20 protein-coding genes are annotated in these 20,433 nt (G+C 66.8%); 11 read left to right on the top strand and 9 right to left on the bottom strand.

Annotated elements, in window-relative coordinates:
- The 5 genes from AC5P5V_RS10600 to AC5P5V_RS10580 all read right to left on the bottom strand — a co-directional run bounded on the left by AC5P5V_RS10600 (window position 1) and on the right by AC5P5V_RS10580 (window position 6,751).
- Complete coding sequence (locus AC5P5V_RS10600) at window positions 1-1,605, bottom strand: glucoamylase family protein (protein ID WP_231352205.1); 1,605 nt, start codon at window positions 1,603-1,605, stop codon at window positions 1-3.
- Window positions 1,606-1,858: 253 nt separating this feature from the next.
- Window positions 1,859-4,915, bottom strand: a complete 3,057-nt coding sequence (locus AC5P5V_RS10595) for a TonB-dependent receptor (RefSeq protein ID WP_495215876.1) — start codon at window positions 4,913-4,915, stop codon at window positions 1,859-1,861.
- A 78-nt stretch (window positions 4,916-4,993) separates the two neighbouring features.
- Window positions 4,994-6,031, bottom strand: a complete 1,038-nt coding sequence (locus AC5P5V_RS10590; RefSeq protein WP_005417630.1) for a LacI family DNA-binding transcriptional regulator — start codon at window positions 6,029-6,031, stop codon at window positions 4,994-4,996.
- Window positions 6,032-6,179: 148 nt separating this feature from the next.
- A complete protein-coding gene (locus AC5P5V_RS10585) occupies window positions 6,180-6,455 on the bottom strand; it encodes a BolA family protein (RefSeq protein WP_134968725.1) in 276 nt (91 codons plus the stop codon).
- Window positions 6,452-6,751, bottom strand: coding sequence for a YciI family protein (locus AC5P5V_RS10580; protein WP_005417634.1), 300 nt, complete (start codon window positions 6,749-6,751; stop codon window positions 6,452-6,454). The genes AC5P5V_RS10585 and AC5P5V_RS10580 overlap by 4 nt, the downstream gene beginning before the upstream one ends.
- Window positions 6,752-7,125: 374 nt before the next feature.
- Between AC5P5V_RS10580 and AC5P5V_RS10575 the strand changes: the two genes are divergently transcribed.
- The 3 genes from AC5P5V_RS10575 to AC5P5V_RS10565 are packed head-to-tail and all read left to right on the top strand — an operon-like array spanning window position 7,126 to window position 10,529.
- Window positions 7,126-8,031, top strand: a complete 906-nt coding sequence (locus AC5P5V_RS10575) for a segregation and condensation protein A (protein WP_005417635.1) — start codon at window positions 7,126-7,128, stop codon at window positions 8,029-8,031.
- 13 nt (window positions 8,032-8,044) lie between these two features.
- Window positions 8,045-8,920: an SMC-Scp complex subunit ScpB gene (scpB, locus tag AC5P5V_RS10570; RefSeq protein WP_134968726.1), complete on the top strand. Its 876-nt coding sequence runs from the start codon at window positions 8,045-8,047 to the stop codon at window positions 8,918-8,920.
- Window positions 8,913-10,529 carry a pseudouridine synthase gene (locus AC5P5V_RS10565; protein ID WP_231352206.1) on the top strand — a complete coding sequence of 539 codons (1,617 nt, stop codon included), beginning with the start codon at window positions 8,913-8,915 and terminating at the stop codon, window positions 10,527-10,529. Before scpB ends, AC5P5V_RS10565 begins: the two co-directional genes overlap by 8 nt.
- 116 nt (window positions 10,530-10,645) lie before the next feature.
- Here the strand turns inward: AC5P5V_RS10565 and AC5P5V_RS10560 are convergent, their stop codons facing one another.
- Window positions 10,646-11,434, bottom strand: a complete 789-nt coding sequence (locus tag AC5P5V_RS10560) for an AraC family transcriptional regulator (protein WP_134968453.1) — start codon at window positions 11,432-11,434, stop codon at window positions 10,646-10,648.
- Between the two features lie 90 nt (window positions 11,435-11,524).
- On the opposite strand from AC5P5V_RS10560, the gene AC5P5V_RS10555 reads away from it, so the two are divergent.
- Both AC5P5V_RS10555 and AC5P5V_RS10550 read left to right on the top strand, forming a co-directional pair.
- Complete coding sequence (locus AC5P5V_RS10555) at window positions 11,525-12,652, top strand: MFS transporter (RefSeq protein ID WP_495215874.1); 1,128 nt, start codon at window positions 11,525-11,527, stop codon at window positions 12,650-12,652.
- Between the two features lie 95 nt (window positions 12,653-12,747).
- The gene (locus AC5P5V_RS10550; RefSeq protein ID WP_134968451.1) at window positions 12,748-13,041 is read left to right on the top strand and encodes a hypothetical protein; all 294 of its coding nucleotides are present in this window, start codon (window positions 12,748-12,750) and stop codon (window positions 13,039-13,041) included.
- Here the strand turns inward: AC5P5V_RS10550 and AC5P5V_RS10545 are convergent.
- The 3 genes from AC5P5V_RS10545 to AC5P5V_RS10535 all read right to left on the bottom strand — a co-directional run bounded on the left by AC5P5V_RS10545 (window position 13,028) and on the right by AC5P5V_RS10535 (window position 15,535).
- Window positions 13,028-13,462, bottom strand: a complete 435-nt coding sequence (locus tag AC5P5V_RS10545; protein WP_061478014.1) for a hypothetical protein — start codon at window positions 13,460-13,462, stop codon at window positions 13,028-13,030. The genes AC5P5V_RS10550 and AC5P5V_RS10545 overlap by 14 nt on opposite strands.
- Before the next feature lie 103 nt (window positions 13,463-13,565).
- On the bottom strand, window positions 13,566-14,372 hold the full coding sequence (locus tag AC5P5V_RS10540) for an amidohydrolase (RefSeq protein WP_231352207.1): 807 nt from the start codon (window positions 14,370-14,372) through the stop codon (window positions 13,566-13,568).
- Window positions 14,373-14,386: 14 nt separating this feature from the next.
- Complete coding sequence (locus AC5P5V_RS10535) at window positions 14,387-15,535, bottom strand: pyridoxal phosphate-dependent aminotransferase (RefSeq protein WP_134969235.1); 1,149 nt, start codon at window positions 15,533-15,535, stop codon at window positions 14,387-14,389.
- 81 nt (window positions 15,536-15,616) lie between these two features.
- Between AC5P5V_RS10535 and ccmA the strand changes: the two genes are divergently transcribed.
- The 6 genes from ccmA to AC5P5V_RS10505 are packed head-to-tail and all read left to right on the top strand — an operon-like array spanning window position 15,617 to window position 20,429.
- Window positions 15,617-16,360: a heme ABC exporter ATP-binding protein CcmA gene (gene ccmA, locus AC5P5V_RS10530; protein ID WP_429000913.1), complete on the top strand. Its 744-nt coding sequence runs from the start codon at window positions 15,617-15,619 to the stop codon at window positions 16,358-16,360.
- Entirely contained in the window at window positions 16,357-17,052 is a 696-nt protein-coding gene (ccmB, locus tag AC5P5V_RS10525) for a heme exporter protein CcmB (RefSeq protein ID WP_134969234.1), read from the top strand. Before ccmA ends, ccmB begins: the two co-directional genes overlap by 4 nt.
- A 43-nt stretch (window positions 17,053-17,095) precedes the next feature.
- Entirely contained in the window at window positions 17,096-17,866 is a 771-nt protein-coding gene (gene ccmC, locus AC5P5V_RS10520; RefSeq protein WP_134969233.1) for a heme ABC transporter permease CcmC, read from the top strand.
- Window positions 17,863-18,051 carry a heme exporter protein CcmD gene (locus AC5P5V_RS10515; RefSeq protein WP_134969232.1) on the top strand — a complete coding sequence of 63 codons (189 nt, stop codon included), beginning with the start codon at window positions 17,863-17,865 and terminating at the stop codon, window positions 18,049-18,051. Before ccmC ends, AC5P5V_RS10515 begins: the two co-directional genes overlap by 4 nt.
- The gene (ccmE, locus tag AC5P5V_RS10510; protein WP_134969231.1) at window positions 18,048-18,509 is read left to right on the top strand and encodes a cytochrome c maturation protein CcmE; all 462 of its coding nucleotides are present in this window, start codon (window positions 18,048-18,050) and stop codon (window positions 18,507-18,509) included. The genes AC5P5V_RS10515 and ccmE overlap by 4 nt, the downstream gene beginning before the upstream one ends.
- Window positions 18,510-20,429, top strand: coding sequence for a heme lyase CcmF/NrfE family subunit (locus AC5P5V_RS10505; RefSeq protein WP_134969230.1), 1,920 nt, complete (start codon window positions 18,510-18,512; stop codon window positions 20,427-20,429).
- Window positions 20,430-20,433 lie beyond the last annotated feature (4 nt).

Here is a 20,433-nt window from a genome sequence, read left to right as displayed (position 1 = left end):
TTACTTGCCCTGGCCTGTGGTGCGGTTGGCATTGTTCTTCTGTTCCTGCGCGGCAGCCGCGCGTGATTCGGCGATACCCACCGCGCGTGCTGCCGCGGCCTTTTCGTCCTTCTGCAGTTCCAGCGGCTGGAACGACCCTTCCGGCGCCAGCCAGCCACCGCTGAATCCGGCCCGCTCCAGGCCCTTGCGGATGTACGGATTCTTCTTCATCACTTCCCAGACGAAGTCGTTGCGGTAGTTGGCGATCATGGTCAGGATCGGCCCCTGGTCGATGGCGATGTAGTCGCTGGCGACCCAGCCGCGATCCGGCACCAGGCGACCGGTCTTGATCGGGATGTCGTAGTTGAAGCTGGGATTGAACGAATCCAGGAAGCCGTAGCTGGAATAGATGTAGTCGCCGTAGCGTTTGTGCATTTCCAGCGTGGCCGGGATCACCTGCTCGGGCGCGAACACCACCGAGGCGATTGCCGCAGTCGGGGCAATGGTGCCGTCATCGAAGTTCTCGCGCAGGCCGGCGCCGCGCGAGGAGTAGTGGCGGAACTGGCGCTGTTCGCCGCGGTACTCCTGCGTGGTGTTCTGCGGGCCATCGCTGGCGGTCAGGCCCCACACGTTCTCGCCATAGTCCTTCCACTGCATCGGGTTGGCGATGGCGTACTCGCGCTGGGCCAGCGCGGCCGAGCGGCTGTTGAGGAAATAGGTGCTGCCGCGCTCGCGCATGTACGCGTCCTGGATATCGCGGAAATCGATCCAGACGTGGCTGTACTGGTGGCCGAACAGCGGGCCGAAGGACAGGTATTCCTGGCCCTGGTAGACACCCCAGTCGTTGTCATAGGTGCGCGTCCACACCGTCCACGCGTCCGGGCTGACCGGGTGCGTGGGCGAGCCCAGGGCGAGGATGTAGACCATCATCGCCTCGTTGTAGCCCATCCAGTCGTGGTCGATGAAGCCGCTCTCCGGGAACCAGCCCATCGAGATCAGCGGTGCACGCTGCTGCAGCCACGGCCAGTCGACCTTCTTGTACAAGGTATCGGCGATCTGGCGGATTTCCTTTTCGCGCGGATCGTCACCGTCGTAGTACGACTGCGCGAACAGCACGCCCATCATCAGCAGTGCGGTATCCACCGAGGACAGTTCGACCCAGCTGTCGTAGCGACGGCCTTCCTGCATGTCCAGGAAGTGATAGTAGAAACCCTTGTAGCCCGCCTTGCCGGTGCGCTGCTGGCCCATCGGCACGTCGCGGAAGAACTTCAGCGTGGTCAGGGTCCGGTCGATCGCCTGGTTGCGGCTGACCCAACCGTTCTCGATGCCGATCGGATACGCGGTCAGCGCGAAACCCACCGACGCGATGCTGGCGAATGGCCGCGACGGATAGCGATCCGGGGTCAGACCATTGATCTCGTTGGTGGTGTCCCAGAAGAACTGGAAGGTGCGGCGCTCGATGTCATCGAACAGCGGCGGCAACTCCGGCTTCATCGGCCGCGGCGGTGCATCGGCCTCGATCAGGATCACCGGCGGGCGCGGCTTGGCAGGTTCCTGCTGGGCCGGCTGGCAGGCGGCCACCGCCAAGCACAGCATTGCGGCGGACAACAGATGGCGTGCCTGCATGGCGCGGTTCCTCCGGTGGTCTGATCGATGGGAAAGCATACCGTCCAATGATCTGAAATCGTTTACAAGATGCGCTCTTAAAAAACCACGAAAAACGTGGTTTGACACCGCGATCATTGCCCACGCCGCTGCCCCCCCCCTGCCCGGCAGCGGCGTGGGCAATGGACCGGCACGGGGCCGGCCATTGCCGTTCTCACACAATCGATGCCGCCGGCGGACCGGCGGCATCGGATACAGCAGCAGGCGGCGCCGCTTAGAAGCGGAAGCCCACCTCGGCCTTCACCTGGCGCGGAGTGCCGATGATGTCGCCGGTCTCGTTGTAGCTGGCCTGCAGCTTGCCGTTGGTCTTGACGTAGTTGTAGGTGGAGAAGTTGTCGAAGTTGAACACGTTGATGATGTCCAGACGGGCGTACAGCTCGGTGTTGCCCGCCAGCTTGAACGTCTTCGTCGCCTGCAGGTCGACCGAACGGTAGCCGAAGATCTTGCCACCCACCAGGAACTTGCCGGTTGCGTTGGGCACGGCCGCCTGCGGGGTCGGCAGGGTGTAGCCGCTGGCCTGCATCACCGGGTACCAGTCGTTGACGGCGGTCGGGGTGGCCAGGGTGATCTTGCCGCCGAAGGTGATGCCCCAGAAGCCCGCGTACGAACCGGTCACCACCAGGCGGTGGCGCGGTGCGCCGTTGGAGCGGATGGTCGGGTAGTCACCGATCAGGCCGCGATCGAACGCATACTTCTCGTTGATGTCGCGGTTGTGGCGCGCGGTGGTCCAGGTGTAGGCGATCGAGGTGCCCCAGCCGCTTTCCTTGGTGAACGGCTTCTGTGCCGACAACAGGACCTGGGTGGCACGGGTCTTGATGCCCTGCTGGCCGATGATCAGGCTGCCGAAGCCCGGCACGTTGCAGCTCCAGGCCTGGCTCAGGCCCGGGGAGGTGCCACCACACAGGCGCGGATCATCGAAGAACTGGCCGGTCGGGTAGCGGTTGCCCAGGGTGAAGGCGAAGCCGTCGTAGCTCAGGGTGCGAGCAATGGTGGCGTCGGTCAGCCAGTCGCCGATCTGGTTGCTCATGCCCAGGCTGAACTGATCCGAGTACGGCGCCTTCAGCTTGTTGTTCAGCAGGTCCACTTCCAGGCCGGCATTGCTGGTCGCGCCGACCAGGGCCTGCAGGTTGCCGATCCCGTTGAGCAGGTTCGGGTTCCAGTCATAGCAGGCGGCCTGGCCGTTGATGCAGGCGCCGGTGGCCGGATTGCGGAAGTAGATGGTCGGCTGCGGCAGGGCCAGCTTGGTGGTTTCCAGCTGCAGGTTGTCGAACAGGTCACGGTCGTAGGAACGGCCGGCACCACCGTGGATCACGTGCTGCTCGTCGGCGTTGATGTCATACGAGAAGCCCAGGCGCGGCTGCCAGGCGTCCTTGAACGCCTTGCGGTTGTGGCCGTTGCTGATGTAGTCGCTGATGTCCAGGCCGCCCAGTGCCAGCGAATCGGCATAGGTCTGGCCAGCGGGGGCGCGCGGATCCTGCGAATAGATGGCGTCGACCACCTGCTGCGGGGTCACGAAGTCCAGATAGGACGGGGTCTTTTCGTAGTCCCAGCGCAGGCCGATGTTCAGCTGCAGGTGATCGTTGACCTGCCAGTCGTCCTGGATGAACACGCCGTACTGCTTGGACTTCGAACGCACTTCACCGGACACGCCGGTCACGCCGGTCACCGGCTTGACGAACTGCGCCTTGTACGGAATGGAATCGGGGAAGTCCGGATCGCCCAGCGAGTAGGTGAAGGTCGGATTGATCTGCGCCGCATCGGATGCGTACAGATCGATCGCCTTGTACTTCACGCCCATCTTGATGGTGTGGTCACCGGCCCACTGGATGCCATCCAGGGTCAGGTTGTCTTCGATCGACCAGCCCTTCTGGCCCTTCACCTGCGAATCCAGTGCCGAGGCGCCACCGATCTTCACGATCGTGCGGTCTTCGGGGCCGTCCGGTGCGGTGTAGGTGATGCCGTTGGCCAGCGTCAGCGGGGTCGGGTTGTTGAACGAGTCTTCGTGGGTGACCATCAACTCGTTGTAGTAGCGCTCACCACTGTGGTTCCAGCGCAGGGCATAACGACGGTCGGTGTTGACCACTTCACGGCCGGCTTCCGGCGAGGTCTGGCCACTGAACTGCGACTGGGTTTCGTCGCGGTCCTGGAAGGTCAGCTCGATGCGGTCGTTGTCGGTCGGCTCGAAGTCGATCTTGCCGAAGATCAGATCCTGCTGGAACGGCTGGCTGGCCGGGCCGAGGCCGGCGGCACCGGCCGGCGGCAGCAGGCCGGCAGCGCCGGTGACCGCGCCATCCGGCGCGATGGTGACCGGCAGGTCGAAGCGCTTGGCTTCGTAGGTCACGAAGAAGTGCGCCTTGTCCTGGATGATCGGGCCGCCCAGGGCGAAGCCGTATTCCTTCTCGGCCGAGACCATCTTCTCCTTGCCGCCCTGGCGCTCGGCCGGGGTCTTGGCACGCATGTCTTCATCGGTGTAGCGGTAGAACGCCTCACCCTTGAACTCATTGGTACCGGACTTGGTCGCAGCCGTCACTGCGGCGCTCGACACCTGGCCATACTCTGCCTTGTAATTGCCGCTGATGACCTTGTATTCGCCGATGGCCAGCTGCGGGAACGGGTTACCGGCGCTGCCGGACTGGCCGGCCACGCCGCCACCCTTGACGTAGCTCTTCTGGCCCACGCCGTCGATGTAGACGTTGGTGCCATCTGCATTGGTGGCGCCGCCGCGCAGCGAGGTGTTGCCCTTGGCATCGCGGGTGAAGATCAGGCCCGGCACCGCGTCAGCGAACTCCAGGGAGTTGCGCGACACCTGCGGGGTGGTCTGGATCTGCTGCAGGCTGACGGTCTTGCCAACTTCGGAGGTGCGCACTTCCTGCAGCAGGGTCGGCGCAACAACGTTGACGGTGTCCAGGTTGGTGGCCGCGGTCGAGCCCGGGGTGCTGCTGGCTGCGCCAGCGAAGTTCAGCGTCGCGGTCGAAGCCACGGTGACGGTGACCTTCTGGGTCTGGCCGTTGGCGACCACGTTGTACGTGCCCGGATCAAGGCCCATCAGCGAGTAGCTGCCGTCGGCGCGGATGGTGCCACGGCGGACGGTACCGGTGGCCACGTTGGTGGCGGTCACTTCGGTGCCGGCCTGGGCACCGGCAACCTGGCCGCGCAGGCTGGCGTTGGCCGACTGCGCCATGGCGTTCGGGGCGGCAGCCAGCATCAGGCAGCTGACCAGAGCGGTGCTCAGCAGCCGGCGCGCCGGCATGCGGAAGGTGGTATGCATCATCAACTCAATCTCCGGGTGGCGGTAACCGCTTGCGCGGTCCCTGCGATCAGTCAAAAAAAAGAAGAAACGCCTCTGGCTTCAACGGCCGGATGGCGGAGTGGTGGAATCGCGAACAATCAAGCGGGGAACCAGGGTCTGCTTGTCCCCTGCCCCATCCGTGGAGGTGCCGTCCATCAACTGCATCAGGCGCGTCATGGCCCGGTCGCCGAGCTCGGCGATGCTGACCTGCATGGTGGTCAGCGACGGGTGGACGAAACGCGCCAGTGGAATGTCATCGAAACCCGCCAGGGCCACATCGGCCGGCACACGGACCCCTGCCTGCGTGAACGCATACAGGCAGCCCAGGGCCATCATGTCGTTGGCGGCGAATACGGCATCGGGCAGCGCTCCGGCTGCCAGCAACTCCTGACCGGCACGATGGCCGGAAGCTTCGTCGAAATCACCGGGCAACTCGATGCCTTCGGCGCCACCGCCAGAAGCCGCCAGCGCGTCACGGAAGCCGCGCAGGCGCTCGCGCGCGTCGAAGTTGAGGTCCGGACCAGAAATGAAGGCAATGCGGCGGTGGCCGGCATCCAGCAGGTGGCGGGTCATCGCCATCGCGCCGGCGTGGTCGTCGATGCTCAGCACCGGGTGGTCCTGCCCGGGCAGATAGGTGTTGATCAACACCGTCGGCAACGACTGCGGCAGGTTGTCGGTCAGGAAGCCCGGACTCTCGGCATAGGGCGAAAGCACCAGCAGGCCGTCGACGCGGCCGCGCATGGCACGCAGGGCGGCGCCCTGCTGTTCCTGGTCACCGTGGTAGCTGGACACCAGCAGGTGCTGGCGGCGGTTGCGGGCCACCCCGTCAATGCCGCGCATCAGCTCGGAGAAGAACTCGCCGTACAGGTCAGGCAGCACCACGCCCACCGTATTGGTGCGGCGGCTGCTCAGGCTGCGGGCGGCGGCGTGCGGGGTGTAACGCAGCCGTGCGGCCACCTCCAGCACAAGCTGGCGGACCGGTTCGGCGACATTTTCATGCCCGTTGAGCGCGCGGGAAACCGTGGCCACGGAGACCCGGGCTTCGCGTGCGACGTCTTTGATTGTGATAGCTGCCTTGTTCACGAAGCCGCCCTCCACGGCTTGGACCTACCAGCATTGGCGCGGAATGTAAGCGTTTCCATCCAGGCTTGTAAACAGTCCGTTAGGCGAATGTCCCGAAATGGACATGAAAATCTGTCCGTGGCCAGGCCCGCAGGGACCGGCCAGGACAGTGCGGGACAAGGACTCAGCCCTGTTCTGACGGGGTCTGTGCGCGGATGGACAGCGCGTGGATATCGGTCTCCATCATCGACCCCAGCGCGGCATAGACCGCGCGATGTCGGGCCAATGGAGCCAGCCCTGCGAAGCGCTCACTGACCACATGCACGTTGAAATGGCCGCGCCCGTCGCGCGCACCGGCATGGCCGGCGTGACGATGGCTGTCGTCCTCGATCTCCAGCACGCTCGGCGCCAGCGCCTGCTGCAGCGCATCACGGATCCGCTCGATCCGTTCCGCGTTCACGGCAGCACCTTGCGGAACGGGCGGACCTGCACGCGGGTGTAGACGCCTGCAGCCACGTACGGGTCGGCATCGGCCCAGGCCTGGGCCTGCGGCAGCGACTCGAACTGCGCGATCACCACCGAACCGCTGAAACCGGCCGGGCCCGGGTCTTCACTGTCCACCGCCGGGCACGGCCCGGCCAGCAGCAAGCGTCCCGCGTCGCGCAGCGCATGCAGCCGCGCCAGATGCTCCGGCCGCGCCTGCAGCCGCTGCGCCAGCACATCCTGGCCGTCATACCCTTCGATCACATACCACACCGGCATTTCCTCGCTTGCGTTGTCGGGTCCGCCGATTCTAGCCAATGCAGCCCCTGCCCCGGTCCGGCTGGACACTGGCGCAGCAAAGGCTTACCCTAGACTCCATTGCACGTGGCTGGATGCAGCAGCCCGTCGGATTCTGCGGCCACGCAGCCCCCGGCGACAGATCCGCTGCTTCAAACCGGACCACCTGGCCGGGCCACGTAGACGACCTCCCCGTAGTTCTGTCGCTGCCGTTTACTGCGGCGCGTCCTGCTGTTTGATATGTGTGGAATCGCGCCGATCCCGGCGTGTCTGGTGCCCTGGGGCTCCGTGGCGTTGGCCCGGCGAACCCGGTGCCGCGACTGGTCCGTTGCAATCCTGATGTCCATTAGATGACTTCCGAACTCGCGCTCGACGCGAACCCGCCAACCCGGCCGCCCGCCCCCCAGCAGCAGGAAATGCCGCTGGCCGTGGTGCATGGGCAACCGGTCCTGCAGATCCCGCAGGACCTGTACATCCCGCCGGACGCGCTGGAAGTCATCCTGGACGCCTTCGAAGGCCCGCTGGACCTGCTGCTGTACCTGATCCGCCGCCAGAACCTGGATGTGCTGGACATTCCCGTGGCCGAAATCACCCGGCAGTACGTGGAATACATCACCGTGATGCGCGAGCTGCGCTTCGAGCTGGCGGCCGAGTACCTGGTGATGGCCGCGATCCTGGCCGAGGTGAAGTCGCGGATGCTGCTGCCGCGCCCGGTCAGCGAGGAAGGCGATGAGGCCGACCCGCGCGCCGAGCTGGTGCGCCGGCTGCAGGAGTACGAACGTTTCAAGCAGGCCGCCGAGGACATCGACGCCCTGCCCCGCCAGGACCGCGACACCACGGTGGCGCATGCCTTCATGCCCGAACGCGCCACGGTGAAGCTGCCGCCGCCGGTGGACCTGAAGGAAATGCTGCTGGCCCTGCACGACGTGCTCAAGCGCGCCGAGCTGTTCAGCGGCCACGCCATCAAGCGCGAAGCACTGAGCGTGCGGCAACGCATGGGCGAAGTACTGGGACGCCTGGAAGACGGCAAGTTCTATCGCTTTGAAGGGCTGTTCACCGCCGAAGAAGGCAAGCTGGGCGTGCTGGTCACGTTCCTGGCGGTGCTGGAACTGGCCAAGGAACAGTTGCTGGACATCGTCCAGGAAGAACCGCTGGCGCCGATCTACGTGAAGTCGCTGGCCGCTGGAAACACCAACGCGCCGCTGCAGTTCAGCAGCGAGTTCGACGACAACGACGCCGCCAATGCCAACGAGTGAGCGCTGACTGCCGATGGATCAATCGCTGATCGACCGCATTGTCGAGGGTGCCCTGCTGGCCTCCAGCCAGCCACTCACCCTGGCCCAGCTGAAGGACCTGTTCCCGGAAGAGGAACCGGCACCGCCGGGCAGCATCGAACGTGCGCTGGAGCGCCTGCGCGAGGCCTGCGAAGGTCGTGGCGTGGAACTGGTCGAGGTCGCCTCCGGCTTCCGCTACCAGGTCACCAGCGAAGTACATGGCTGGATCAGCCGGCTGTGGACCGAACGCAAGACCCGCTACACCCGTGCCACCCTGGAAACCCTGGCGCTGATCGCCTACCGGCAGCCGATCACCCGCGGCGAGATCGAGCAGGTGCGCGGCGTGGCGGTCAGCAGCAATATCATCCAGGCGCTGGAAGAACGCGAATGGATCCGCGTGGTCGGCCACCGCGACGTGCCCGGCAAGCCAGCGCTGTTCGGCACCACCAAGGGCTTCCTGGACTACTTCGGGCTGAAGCGGCTGGACGAACTGCCGCCGCTGTCGGAACTGAAGGACCTGGGTGAGCTGGAACCGCAGCTGGCCCTGGACCGTGATGCACCGGCCGTGGCCGGTGCCGAGGGCCCGGACATCTCGGCCGGCGCCGATGGCGTTGCCGCGAACGATGACGCCGGCCTGGCCGGCGGTGATACCCCCGATTCCGCCAATGCAGCCCCTGCATCGGCCTCCGATGAGCAAGCACCTTCGCCCCTCGATGATGGGCACCCCGATTCCGCGCCGGGCGAGCGCGCGGTGCCAGTGAACGAACGCGAAGACAACGCCGTCGCGATGACGACCGTGGCTGTTGACCAAGCCGATTCCGAACCAGAGGCCGACCTCGAAACCGTCGGCCGGAGCAAAACTGATGAGTGACACCCCCCGTAACAAGCTCTCGCTGAAGCGCGAAGCCACCTCCGAACAGTTCAAGCTGGAAGAGCGCCTGCACAAGGTGCTGGCCCAGGCCGGCCTCGGCTCGCGCCGCGCGCTGGAACAGCGCATCGCCGAAGGCCTGGTCAAGGTCAACGGTGAAGTCGCGCAGACCGGCATGTCGGTCAAGAGCGGCGACAGGATCGAACTGGATGGCCGTGGCTTCGTCGCCACTGCCCTGGCCGAGCCGTCGCGCGTGCTGGTCTACAACAAGCCGGAAGGCCAGGTGACCACCCGCGAAGATCCCGAAGGCCGCCCGACCGTGTTCGAGTCGCTGCCGCCGCTGAAGGGCGCGCGCTGGATCGCAATCGGCCGCCTGGACATCAACACCACCGGCCTGCTGCTGGCCACCACCGACGGTGAGCTGGCCAACGCCATGATGCACCCGTCGTTCGAGGTCGAGCGCGAGTACGTGGTGCGCGTGCGTGCACCGGAAGGCGAGGAAAAGGTCTCCGACGCCATCGTCGACCGCCTCAGCCGTGGCGTCGCACTGGAAGACGGTCCGGCCAAGTTTGATGAGATCGAACGCATCGGCGGCACCGATTCCCACGACTGGTTCCGCGTCGTGGTGAAGGAAGGCCGCAACCGCGAAGTGCGCCGCCTGTGGGAATCGCAGGGCTGCCAGGTCAGCCGCCTGAAGCGCACCCGCTATGGCAAGGTGAGCCTGCCGCGCGAACTGGCCCGTGGCCATTCGGTGGAACTGGGCACCGCTCAGGTGGAAGCGCTGCGCGCCCAGCTGAAGCTGGAAGAAGGCGCACCGTCGGCACTGACGCTGCAGCCGGTGATCGGCCAGCGCCGCGCCGCCAAGACCACCGTGCGCGTGCGCGAAGGTGGCCGTGGCAACGCCTACGTCAACGGCCACAACACCGCCGACGAAGGCCGCGAGCTGCGCCGTTTCGACAACGTCCGCGAAGACCGCGGCCGTGGTCGCGGCGGCAAGGGTGGCGGCTTCAAGGGCGGCCTGACGGTCAGCGGTGAAGCGGCGGCCAAGCAGTCGCAGAAGCCGTTCAAGCAGCGCCCGCCGAAGAATGATCGCTCGCTGCCGGAAGGCAACCCGGCCGCGTTCCGTACCTGGTACGTGCCGGACGGCGTGAGCACCGGCCCGAGCGGCCATCGCAACGCCGGTCCGGGCGCACGCCCGGGTGCCCGTGGTCCGGGTGCAGGCGGCCAGGGCCGTCCGTACGGCAAGCCGAAGGGCCCGGGCGCCGCCGGCGGCCAGGGCCGTGGCGGTTTCGGTGGTGAAGGCCGTGGCGGCGCAGGCGGCCAGGGTCGTCCGGCCGGTGCCGGCAACCGCTCGCAGGGCCAGGGCAACAAGCACCCGTACGGTCATCCGGGCAACGCCCCGAGCTTCCCGTCCGACCATGCAACCCCGGGTTTCAACCCGTATGGCAGCCCGAAGCCGGCACAGGGCGCCCGTCCGGGCGGTCGCGGCCCGGGCGGTGGCAACCGTGGGCCGGGTGGCAATCGCGGCCCCGGCGGTCCGGGTGGCAACCGTGGTCCCGGCGGCAACCGCGGCCCGGGCGGCCCGCGCCGTAGCGGCCCACGCGGCGGCTGATCACAGGCCACGCTGAAATGAGAAACCCCGGCCCAGGCCGGGGTTTTTCTTTAAAAAGGGGACGGAGGGGATTAAGTCGTTTTCGCCACGCCATGTCTCGAAGGGGCGAAAACGACTTAATCCCCTCCGTCCCCTTTTGCGTGGCGCCGGAAAGCGGCGGGCGTGGTGCCGGCCATGCTGCGGAAGAAGGCGATGAACGGGCTCTCGGCGGAGAAGCCAGTGTCCTGCGCCACATGCGCGACGCGATGCCCGAGCAGCAGCAGCTCCATGGCCCGCATCAGGCGCCATTGTTGGCGCCAGGCCTGATAGCCCATGCCGGTATCACGTTGCATCAGCCGGCCAATGGTGCGCACGCTCAGACCCGCGCGCTCGGCCAACTCGCCCAGTTCGGGCGGCAGCTGTTCGGCCAGCGGCAGGCAACGTGCAATGCGTGGATCACGCGGCAAAGGCAGGTCCATCGGCGCCACCGGTGCAGCGGCGATTTCCAGCACGCACAACGCCAGTTGATGGTGTGCGCGCGGCAATTGCCAGTCATGGTCGAATGGTGCCTGCGCGATCGGCTCCAGCAAGGCCTGCAGCAGCGGACCTACGCCGATGATCGCCGGTTGCCGGGGCAGCTGGGCCGACAGGGTGGCGTCGAAGTACAACGAACGGTAGTCGACCGCCTGGCGCATCTGCGCGCGATGGCGCAGCCCGCCCGGAATCCACGCCGCGCGCGCAGGCGGCAGCAGGCTGATGCGATCACCGTAGGTCAGGCGCGTACAGCCCTGCCGGGTGTAGAGCAGCTGCGCACGTGCATGCTGGTGCCAACCCGAATCGTGATCCGCCAGTGACGCCGCGATCCCCAGCACCGGAGCGCTCCAGGCATCAGCGTCGAAGGGCGTGTCCGGCTGCAACCAGGCCATGTCCGATTTCATATATCCAATGACAGGATGGAGAGAGTGCGCCATTGCAGGCGCGACCACAATGCGCGGCCCTGTTCGTGGAGCGCCCGCATGTCGCGTCGCCTGTTGTTGCTCACCATCGCGCTGCTGATGTTTCCCCAGCTGGCGCAGACCCTGTACAGCCCGGCCCTGGCCGATCTGGCCAAACGCTTCGCCCTGCCGCCGGGTACCGCCAGCCAGGCCATGAGCCTGTATCTGTTCGGCTTCGCTGCAGGCGTGCTGCTGTGGGGGCGCCTGGCTGATCGTATCGGTCGTCTCCCAGCCCTTCTCTGTGGCCTCGGCGTCTTTGCCGCGGCTGCACTGGGCGGCCTGCTGGCTGGCAGCTTCGGCCCGGTGTTGCTGGCCCAAGCGCTGGCCGCGGTCGGCGCCGCCGCCGCTTCGGTGGTCACCCAGACCGTGCTGCGCGACCATCTGCAGGGGCCGGCGTTGGCGCAGGCATTCTCCTGGATCGGCATGGCCCTGGCCCTGAGTCCGGCCATCGGCCTTGCACTGGGCACGCTGCTGGTCGCCGCCCATGGCTACGTCGGCGTACAGTCCGGCCTGCTGCTGATCGCTGCCCTGCTGGCAGTCGCATGCCTGGCGGGCCTGCGTGAAAGCCGCCCTGCACATATCCCGCACACACCCATGCTGCCGCTGCTGCGGCAACTGCTGCGCGATCGCTGGATCTGGTCACAGGCGCTGCTGGTGACGGCGTTCAACGTGGCGATGAACAGCTGGTATGTACTCGGCCCCTTCGTGTTTGCGCGTCTGCACTGGCCAGCCGTCTGGTTCGGCGCCAGCGGCGCAGTGCTGGCACTGGGCTCGGCACTGGGCGCATGGGGCAATGGCCGCCTGCTGCGTGCAGGCGTTGCCACAACCACGCGCATCCGCATCGCCGCACGACTGGTCCTGACGGGAGGCTTGCTGGCGGCACTGCTGCATGATCACCCTGCCCTGGTCGTGGCGATGGTGCCGGTAGTGACGGGTTTTGGCCTGGCCATTCCCAATGTGCTCGGCCAGGCCCTGCGCAGCTATCCACACTGTCTCGGCAGCGCAGGCGCGCTGTTCGGCCTGCTCTACTACCTGTTGATCGGTGCGGCAATGGCGCTGGTCGGTGCAGTGCAGATGCTGGCACCGACCGTTATCGTGTGTGGCCTGCTGGCCTTGTGGCTGCAACGGCGGCGTCCCGCTGCGACCTAGGAATTGCTGCAAATGGAGCGCACTGTGCGCGGCTTCCGGGAACGGCTTTGATTCGCTGGCTATCGTGCGCGCTGTCCTAACCAAGGCAGATGCCCATGATCACCATCACCGCCGAACAGGCCCGCGCCAATGCTGACGCCGCCAAGCGCCCGATCGAACTGTTCTACCGCGACCTCGACAACGCCATCCAGGCCGGCTCGGAAAATGGCCGTCGCTACATTGTGTTCGGCTTCAGCCATGTAATGGCCAGCAAGCAGCTCGTCGAAGACGCGGTCGCACAATTGCTGAAAAATGGTTTCGATGTCGAACGGCTGTTGAGCGACTCCGAACAGCACTACATCCGCATCAGCTGGGGAACTGCCGAGCCGGCGCGCCTCAGCGCCGGCTGATGGTGAAGGCGGCGCCGTCCACGCCCAGGTCCCAGCCCTTGCCGGTACCGGACAGGGCCAGCGAGATGTCACCCTTGGTCATCACCTGCGCGTTGCTGGACTTCACGGCACCCGCATGCGCGCCAACTGAGGCGTAGGTGCCCAGCAGTTCGTTGACACTGACGGCGCCAGTGAAGCTGCCACGACCATTGGTGATCTTCGACTTGCCCACGGTCAGGCCGCCGCCCTTCACTTCGATACGTACCGGCATGCTGGCGCCATTGCTGCAGGTGACGGTGCCGTTGCCGGAGGCGGTCTTGTAGATCAGCGACCAGCCGGACAGGTTGTAGCGCAGCTGGCAATCGAGATTGCCGGCAGCGTGCGCAGCCGGGGCCAGCGTTGCAGCAGACAGGGCCAGCAGCACGGCGAAAGGCTTGTTCATGGCAGGACTTCCAGTTCGGTCGGACTGACGGCGAATCTAGCAGCGCGCGCGTGCACGTTGGATGCAGGCGCGCGCGCTGGTGCGGCGTTGTTCAGGCCGTGGCTCAGGCCTGTTCGTCCAGGTGGAAAGCATCGGCATCGAGCATCGCCGGGAAGCGCGCGCGATGTGCGGCCAGGGCATCGGCCGAGATGGTGGTGGTCACCACCTGTTCGCGTTCGCGGATCTCCACCTGCGGCTGGCCGAGGAAGTCGATCACCGCGCTGTCGCCGGCGTAGTGCAGCTGGTTGCCGTCCACGCCGACGCGGTTTACCGCCGCCACGAAACACAGGTTCTCGATCGCGCGCGCGCGCAGCAGGGTCTTCCACGCATAGGCGCGCGCCGACGGCCAGTTGGCCACGAAGATCTGCAGATCGAAGTCCAGCTGCTGCGGACGCTCGACGTTGTAGCGGTTGCGGCAGAACACCGGGAAGCGCAGGTCGTAGCAGACCTGCGGATTGATCCGCCAGCCCTTCCATTCCACGCTCAGGCGCTCACGGCCGGCGGCATAACGCTCGTGCTCGCCGCCGTAACGGAACAGGTGGCGCTTGTCGTAGTACTCCAGCGTGCCATCGGGCGTGGCGAACAGCAGGCGGTTGTAGACGCCTTCGCCATCACGCAGCTGCACGCTGCCGATCACCGCCGCGTTCAAGGCCCTGGCCTGCTCGCGCACCCAGGCCACGGTCGGGCCGTCCATGCCTTCGGCCTGGGCAATGGCCTCGTTGGAGAAGCCACTGGTGAAGGTCTCCGGCAGGATCACCAGGTCGGTGGTGCCGGCCAGCGGTGCCAGCAGCGCGCCGTAGTACTCACGGTTGCCCGCCGGGTCATGCCAGCGGGTGTCGCCCTGGACGAGGGAAATGCGCAGGTCCTGCATGTCCATGCCTCCGCTCACAGCAGGCGCAGGCGTTCGATCGCCGCGTCCATGGTCGCTTCGTTCTTGGCGAAGCACAGGCGCACCAGGCGCTGGCCGGCCGGCGGAGTCTCATAGAACGGCGACAGCGGGATGGCGGTCACGCCCTTCTCGATGGTCAGCCACTTCACGAACTCATGGTCCGGCAGGTCACTGATGGCCGAGTAGTCGACCAGCTGGAAGTAGCCGCCCGGTACCGGCAGCGCCTTCAGGCGGGTGCTGGCCAGCTGCTCGCGGAAGCGGTCGCGCTTGGCCTGGTAGAACGCGCCCAGTTCCAGGTGGTGTTCCGGCTCATCGCGGATCATCGCGGCGAAACCGTACTGCGCCGGGCCGAAGCTGGTGAAGGTGTTGTACTGGTGCACCTTGCGGAACTCGGCGGTCAGCGCCGGCGGGGCGATCGCATAGCCGATCTTCCAGCCGGTGCAGTGGTAGGTCTTGCCGAAGCTGGAGATCACGAACGCGCGCTCGCGCAGTTCCGGGTAGCGCAGCGCTGACTCATGGCGACGGCCGTCGTAGATGATGTGCTCATACACTTCATCGGAAATCAGGTAGATCTGCGTGCCGCGCAGCAGTTCGGCCAGCGCCTGCATGTCCTGCGCCGACAGCATCGCGCCGGACGGATTGTGCGGGGTGTTGACGATCAACATGCGGGTGCGCGGGGAGATCGCTGCACGCACGCGATCCCAATCCACGGCGAAAGTCTGCGGATCGAGCGACACATGCACCGCCTTGGCGCCGGCCAGGTCGATCGCCGGCTCGTAGCAGTCGTAGGCCGGGTCGAGCACGATCACTTCCTCGCCCGCACGCACCACGGCGTGGATGGCGTTGAAGATGGCCTCGGTGCCGCCGCTGGTGACGGTGATCTCGCTGTCCGCATCCACCTGCGCGCCGTAGCAGTCCAGCGCCTTCTGGGCGATGGCCTGGCGCAGCGGGGCTACGCCGGTCATCGGCGGGTACTGGTTCAGCCCGGCGGCCATCGCCCTGGCCGTCTCATCGATCAGGCGCTGCGGCGCTGAAAAGTCCGGGAAACCCTGGCCCAGGTTGACCGCGCCGTGTTCGGCGGCGAGCTGGGACATCACGGTGAAGATCGTGGTACCGACCTTGGGCAGCTTGGTGTTGGGTTGCATCGGCCTGGACTGTGGGGAACAAGACCCAGAAGTGTACGAAATCCGCGCTGCGACTGTGGGTTCAGCCGGTAGCGCCGGGCCATGCCCGGCGGCTCTTTGCATATGCCTTGCGGCCGCCGGGCATGGCCCGGCGCTACCGGGACAGCATTCACCGCTACAATTGCGACCGCACTCCGGCATGAAGACCCCTGCCCCTTGAACACCCCTGCATTGCTGGCCGCCAGCGGCCTGAGCTTCTCCCGCAATGACGAGCCGGTGTTCGGCCCGCTGGACTTCCATGTGGACGCCGGCGAAGCCCTGCTGGTGCAGGGTGGCAACGGCGCCGGCAAGACCACCCTGCTGCGCGTTCTGGCCGGCCTGGCCCGGCCCGGCGCCGGCCAGGTGCGGATCGATGGCAAGCCCGCCAGCAACGCCGAGCGTGCGCGCTATGTCGCTTATCTCAGCCACCTGCCGGCGCTGAAGCCGGACCTCGGCACGCTGGAGAACCTGCACTTCCTGTGCGGCCTGCACGGCCGTCGTGCGCGGCAGATGCCCGGCAACGCGCTGGCCATCGTCGGCCTGGCCGGTTACGAGGACACTCTGGTACGCCACCTGTCGGCCGGGCAGAAGCGGCGGCTGGCACTGGCGCGCATCTGGCTGTCGCCGGCGCCACTGTGGCTGCTCGACGAACCCTACGCCAACCTCGACCTGGAGGGAATCACCCTGGTCAACCGGATGATTTCGGCGCACCTGCGCGCCGGCGGCGCTGCGCTGGTCACCACCCATGGCGCCTATGCCGCACCGCCGGTGCGCACCCGCCAGCTCGACCTCGGCGGTGCCGCATGATCGCGCCGGGTACCGAACCAGGCCTGTGGCAGACCGCAGGCGCCCTGCTCAAGCGCGACCTGCGCCTGCTCTGGCGCCGCCGCGGCGACGCGCTGCAACCGCTGCTGTTCGCGGTGCTGGTGGTGGTGCTGTTCGCGCTGGCCCAGGGTCGTGAGCCACAACTGCTGGCCGCTACCGCCGGCGCGGTGCTGTGGCTGGCCGTGCTGCTGGCGGGACAGCTGTCGCTGGATTCGCTGTTCCGTTCCGACGCCGAAGATGGCTCGCTGGAACAGTGGCTGCTGGCGCCGGTGCCGCTGGCCTGGCTGGTACTGGTGCGCGTACTGCTGCACTGGGCCACCACGGCACTGCCGTTGATCGTGGTCAGCCCGCTGCTGGCCGAAATGCTGCATCTGCCGCATGACCAGCTGCCGATGTTGCTGGCATCTTTGCTGCTGGGAACGCCGTTGCTGAGCCTGATCGGTGGCGTGGTCGCTGCACTGACCGTCGGCATCCGGCGCTCTGGTATTCTCGTGGCGTTGCTGTCGTTGCCGCTGTACGTGCCGGTGCTGGTGTTCGGTGCAGGCGGCCTGGCGGCAGCCGGACGCGGGCAGGATCCGGTCGGTGCGCTGCTGATGCTGGGCGCCGGCCTGCTGGTCGCGCTGGTGCTGGCGCCGCTGGCCACCGCCGCTGCAATACGTATTTCTCTGAGTTGACCGAGCTGAGAGCCAATCCACCCCTGCTGGATAGCCGCCACGCATGAATCCGATTGTCCGCTGGTTCCACCAACTCGGTTCGCCTCCCACGTTCGACCGTTTCGCTGCCCGCTGGTCGCGGGTGTTCTACCTTGCGGCAGTGCCGGTGCTGCTGGTCGGCATGTGGCAGGCGCTGCTGGTGGTGCCGCCGGAAGCCAAGCAGCTGGACAGCTTCCGCATTCTCTACATCCACGTGCCCAGTGCCTGGATGAGCCTGTTCGTGTTCGCGCTGATGGCGCTGTATGCCGCGATCGCGCTGATCTGGCGGATCAAGGTCTGCGAGATCCTGGCCATGGCCTGCGCGCCGATGGGCGCCGGCTTCACCCTCATCACCCTGCTGACCGGCAGCATCTGGGGCAAGGGCACCTGGGGCACCTGGTGGGACTGGGACCCGCGCATGACCAGCGAACTGGTACTGCTGTTCCTGTACCTGGGCGTGATCGGCCTGTACCACGCCATCGAGGACCGCCGCAGCGCTGCGCGCGCCGCTGGCCTGCTGGCCATTGTAGGTGTCAGCCTGCTGCCGGTGATCCGCTATTCGGTGGACTGGTGGGGTGGCCTGCACCAGCGCCAGTCGATCAACGTGTTCGGTGAATCGGCGATCAGCAGCGCGATGATCGCGCCGCTGTGGTGGATGGTGATCGGCACCAAGTTCTGGTTCGCCGGTTCGGTGCTGGCCAAGGCCCGCGCCGACAATCTCGACCGCGAGACCGGCAAGGCCTGGGTCGGCGGCCGTGTCCATGCCGCGCGCGCCTCACGGGAAGCCCAGCCATGACCCACCTGCCCTATGTGATTGGCGCCTACGCCGTATTCGTGCTGGTGCTCGGCGCCGATGCCCTCGGTTCGTGGCTGCGCCTGCGCGTGGCGCGCCGGCTGGCACTGGCCCGCCAGCAACGGCAGCAGACCCGCGCTGGCAGGCAGGACGCGGCGACGCCGCTGTCGACGGAGCTGGAACGATGACCCCGGTGCAACGTCGCCGCCTGGTGTGGGTGCTGCTGGCCCTGCTCGCCTCCGGCCTGGCCACCGCGCTGGTGGCGATGGCGCTGGAGCGCAACATCGCCTACCTGTACACCCCTTCGGAAGTGCTGCGCGGCGATGTCGGTGCACAGTCGCGTTTCCGCTTGGGCGGCATGGTGGTGAAGGGCTCCTTCAACCGCCCGGTCGGCTCGCTGGAGGCGCGCTTCGACGTGACCGACGGCGATGCACAGCTGGCGGTGACCACCTCGCGGATCCTGCCGGACATGTTCGCCGAAGGCACCGCGGTTGTCGCCAGTGGCCGCCTGCAGGACGGTGTCTTCGTCGCCGACGAAGTGCTGGCCAAGCACGATGAGAAGTACGTGCCGAAGGAAGTGGCCGACAAGATGGGCGATGCCCATCGCAAGCACGACGTGCCGGTGACGGCCCCCGAGGTACGCTGAGTGCTGCCCGAACTGGGTCAGATCCTGCTGTTGTGTGCGTTGCTGGCCTCGCTGCTGCAGGCCGGCCTGCCGCTGGCCGGTGCGCATCGCAACAACGCGGCATGGATGGCGGTGGCGCGGCCTGCCGCCTTCGCGCAGCTGCTGCTGTTGGCCGGCGCCTTCGCGGTGCTGACCGCCGCGTTCGTGCAGCAGGATTTCTCGGTGCGCTACGTGGCCGAGAACTCCAATTCGCTGCTGCCGCTGATCTACCGCTATTCGGCGGTGTGGGGCGCGCATGAGGGCTCGCTGCTGATGTGGGCGCTGGTGCTGGCATTGTGGACCGGCGCGGTGGCGCTGTTCTCGCGGCACCTGCCGGCACCGGTGCAGGCCCGCGTGCTGGCAGTGATGGGCGTGGTCAGCGTCGGCTTTCTCGCCTTCCTGATCTTCACCTCCAATCCGTTCCTGCGCCTGAACCCGGCGCCGCTGGAAGGCCGCGACCTCAACCCGCTGCTGCAGGATCCGGGGCTGATCATCCACCCGCCGATGCTGTACATCGGTTACGTGGGCTTTGCGGTGCCGTTCGCGTTCGCGGTGGCGGCATTGCTGGAAGGTCGCGTGGATGCGCGCTGGCTGCGCTGGACGCGGCCGTGGACCAACGTTGCCTGGGGCTTTTTGACCCTGGGCATCGCACTGGGCAGCTGGTGGGCCTACTACGAGCTGGGCTGGGGCGGCTGGTGGTTCTGGGACCCGGTGGAAAATGCCAGCTTCATGCCGTGGCTGGTCGGTGCGGCACTGATCCATTCACAGGCCGTCACCGAAAAGCGCGGCACCTTCGGCAGCTGGACCCTGCTGCTGGCGATCGCCGCCTTCGCGCTGTCGCTGCTGGGCACCTTCCTGGTGCGCTCGGGCGTGCTGACCAGCGTGCATTCATTCGCCGCCGATCCTTCGCGCGGCCTGTTCATCCTGGTGTTCCTGTCAGTGCTGGTCGGTGGCAGCCTGCTGCTGTACGCGCTGCGCGCCAGCCAGCTGAGCGTGGATGCCGATGATCCGCGCCGTGGCTTCACCGCCACCTCGCGCGAGACCCTGCTGCTGGCCAACAACCTGCTGCTGGCCACCGCCTGCGCAATGGTGCTGCTCGGCACGCTGTACCCGCTGCTGGCCGATGCGCTGTCGCTGGGCAAGATCTCGGTCGGTCCGCCCTACTTCGGCAGCCTGTTCCTGCTGCTGATGGCACCGATGATCCTGTTGCTGCCGTTCGGCCCACTGGTGAAATGGCAGCGTGACCAGCCCTCGCGCGCCTTCGCGCTGCTGGCACCCTGGCTGGGCCTGGCAGTATTGCTGGGCGCGCTGGCCTGGTGGCAGGCACCGCAGAATGGCTGGAAGGCCGGTATCGGCGTCGCCGCTGCGGCCTGGGTCGCACTCGGCACCGCACGCTTCGTCTGGCAGCGCCTGCGCGGCAATGGCCGCTTCACCGCCGAGATGCTCGGCATGATCGTCGCCCACGCCGGCATCGCCGTGTTCCTGGCCGGCGCGCTGCTGGTGGAGGCGCTGAACGTGCAGCGCGAAGTGGCGCTGGCGCCGGGCCAGCAGCTGGTGGTCGGTCGCTACGAAGTCCGCTTCGAAGGCGTGGACCATCGCGAAGGGCCGAATTTCATCGCTGATCGAGGCCACCTGCGGGTGTTCCGCAACGGCCGCGAGCAGGCCCTGCTGCATCCCGAGAAACGCCAGTACGCCAGTGGCGGCCAGGTGATGACCGAGGCCGGCATCGATGCACGCTTCGACGGTGATGTCTACGTGGCATTGGGCGAGCCGCTGGGCAACAATGCATGGGCGGTCCGGGTGCACATCAAGCCGTTCGTGCGCTGGATCTGGCTCGGCGCGCTGCTGATGGCCCTGGGCGGATTCATCACCGCCGCCGACCGCCGTTTCCGTCGTCCGTAGGAGT

This window comes from Stenotrophomonas sp. YJH_SMC_130, from assembly GCF_059369035.1.
Note: the sequence above shows the minus strand (reverse complement) of the source record. Positions and strands in the feature narration are given on the sequence as shown.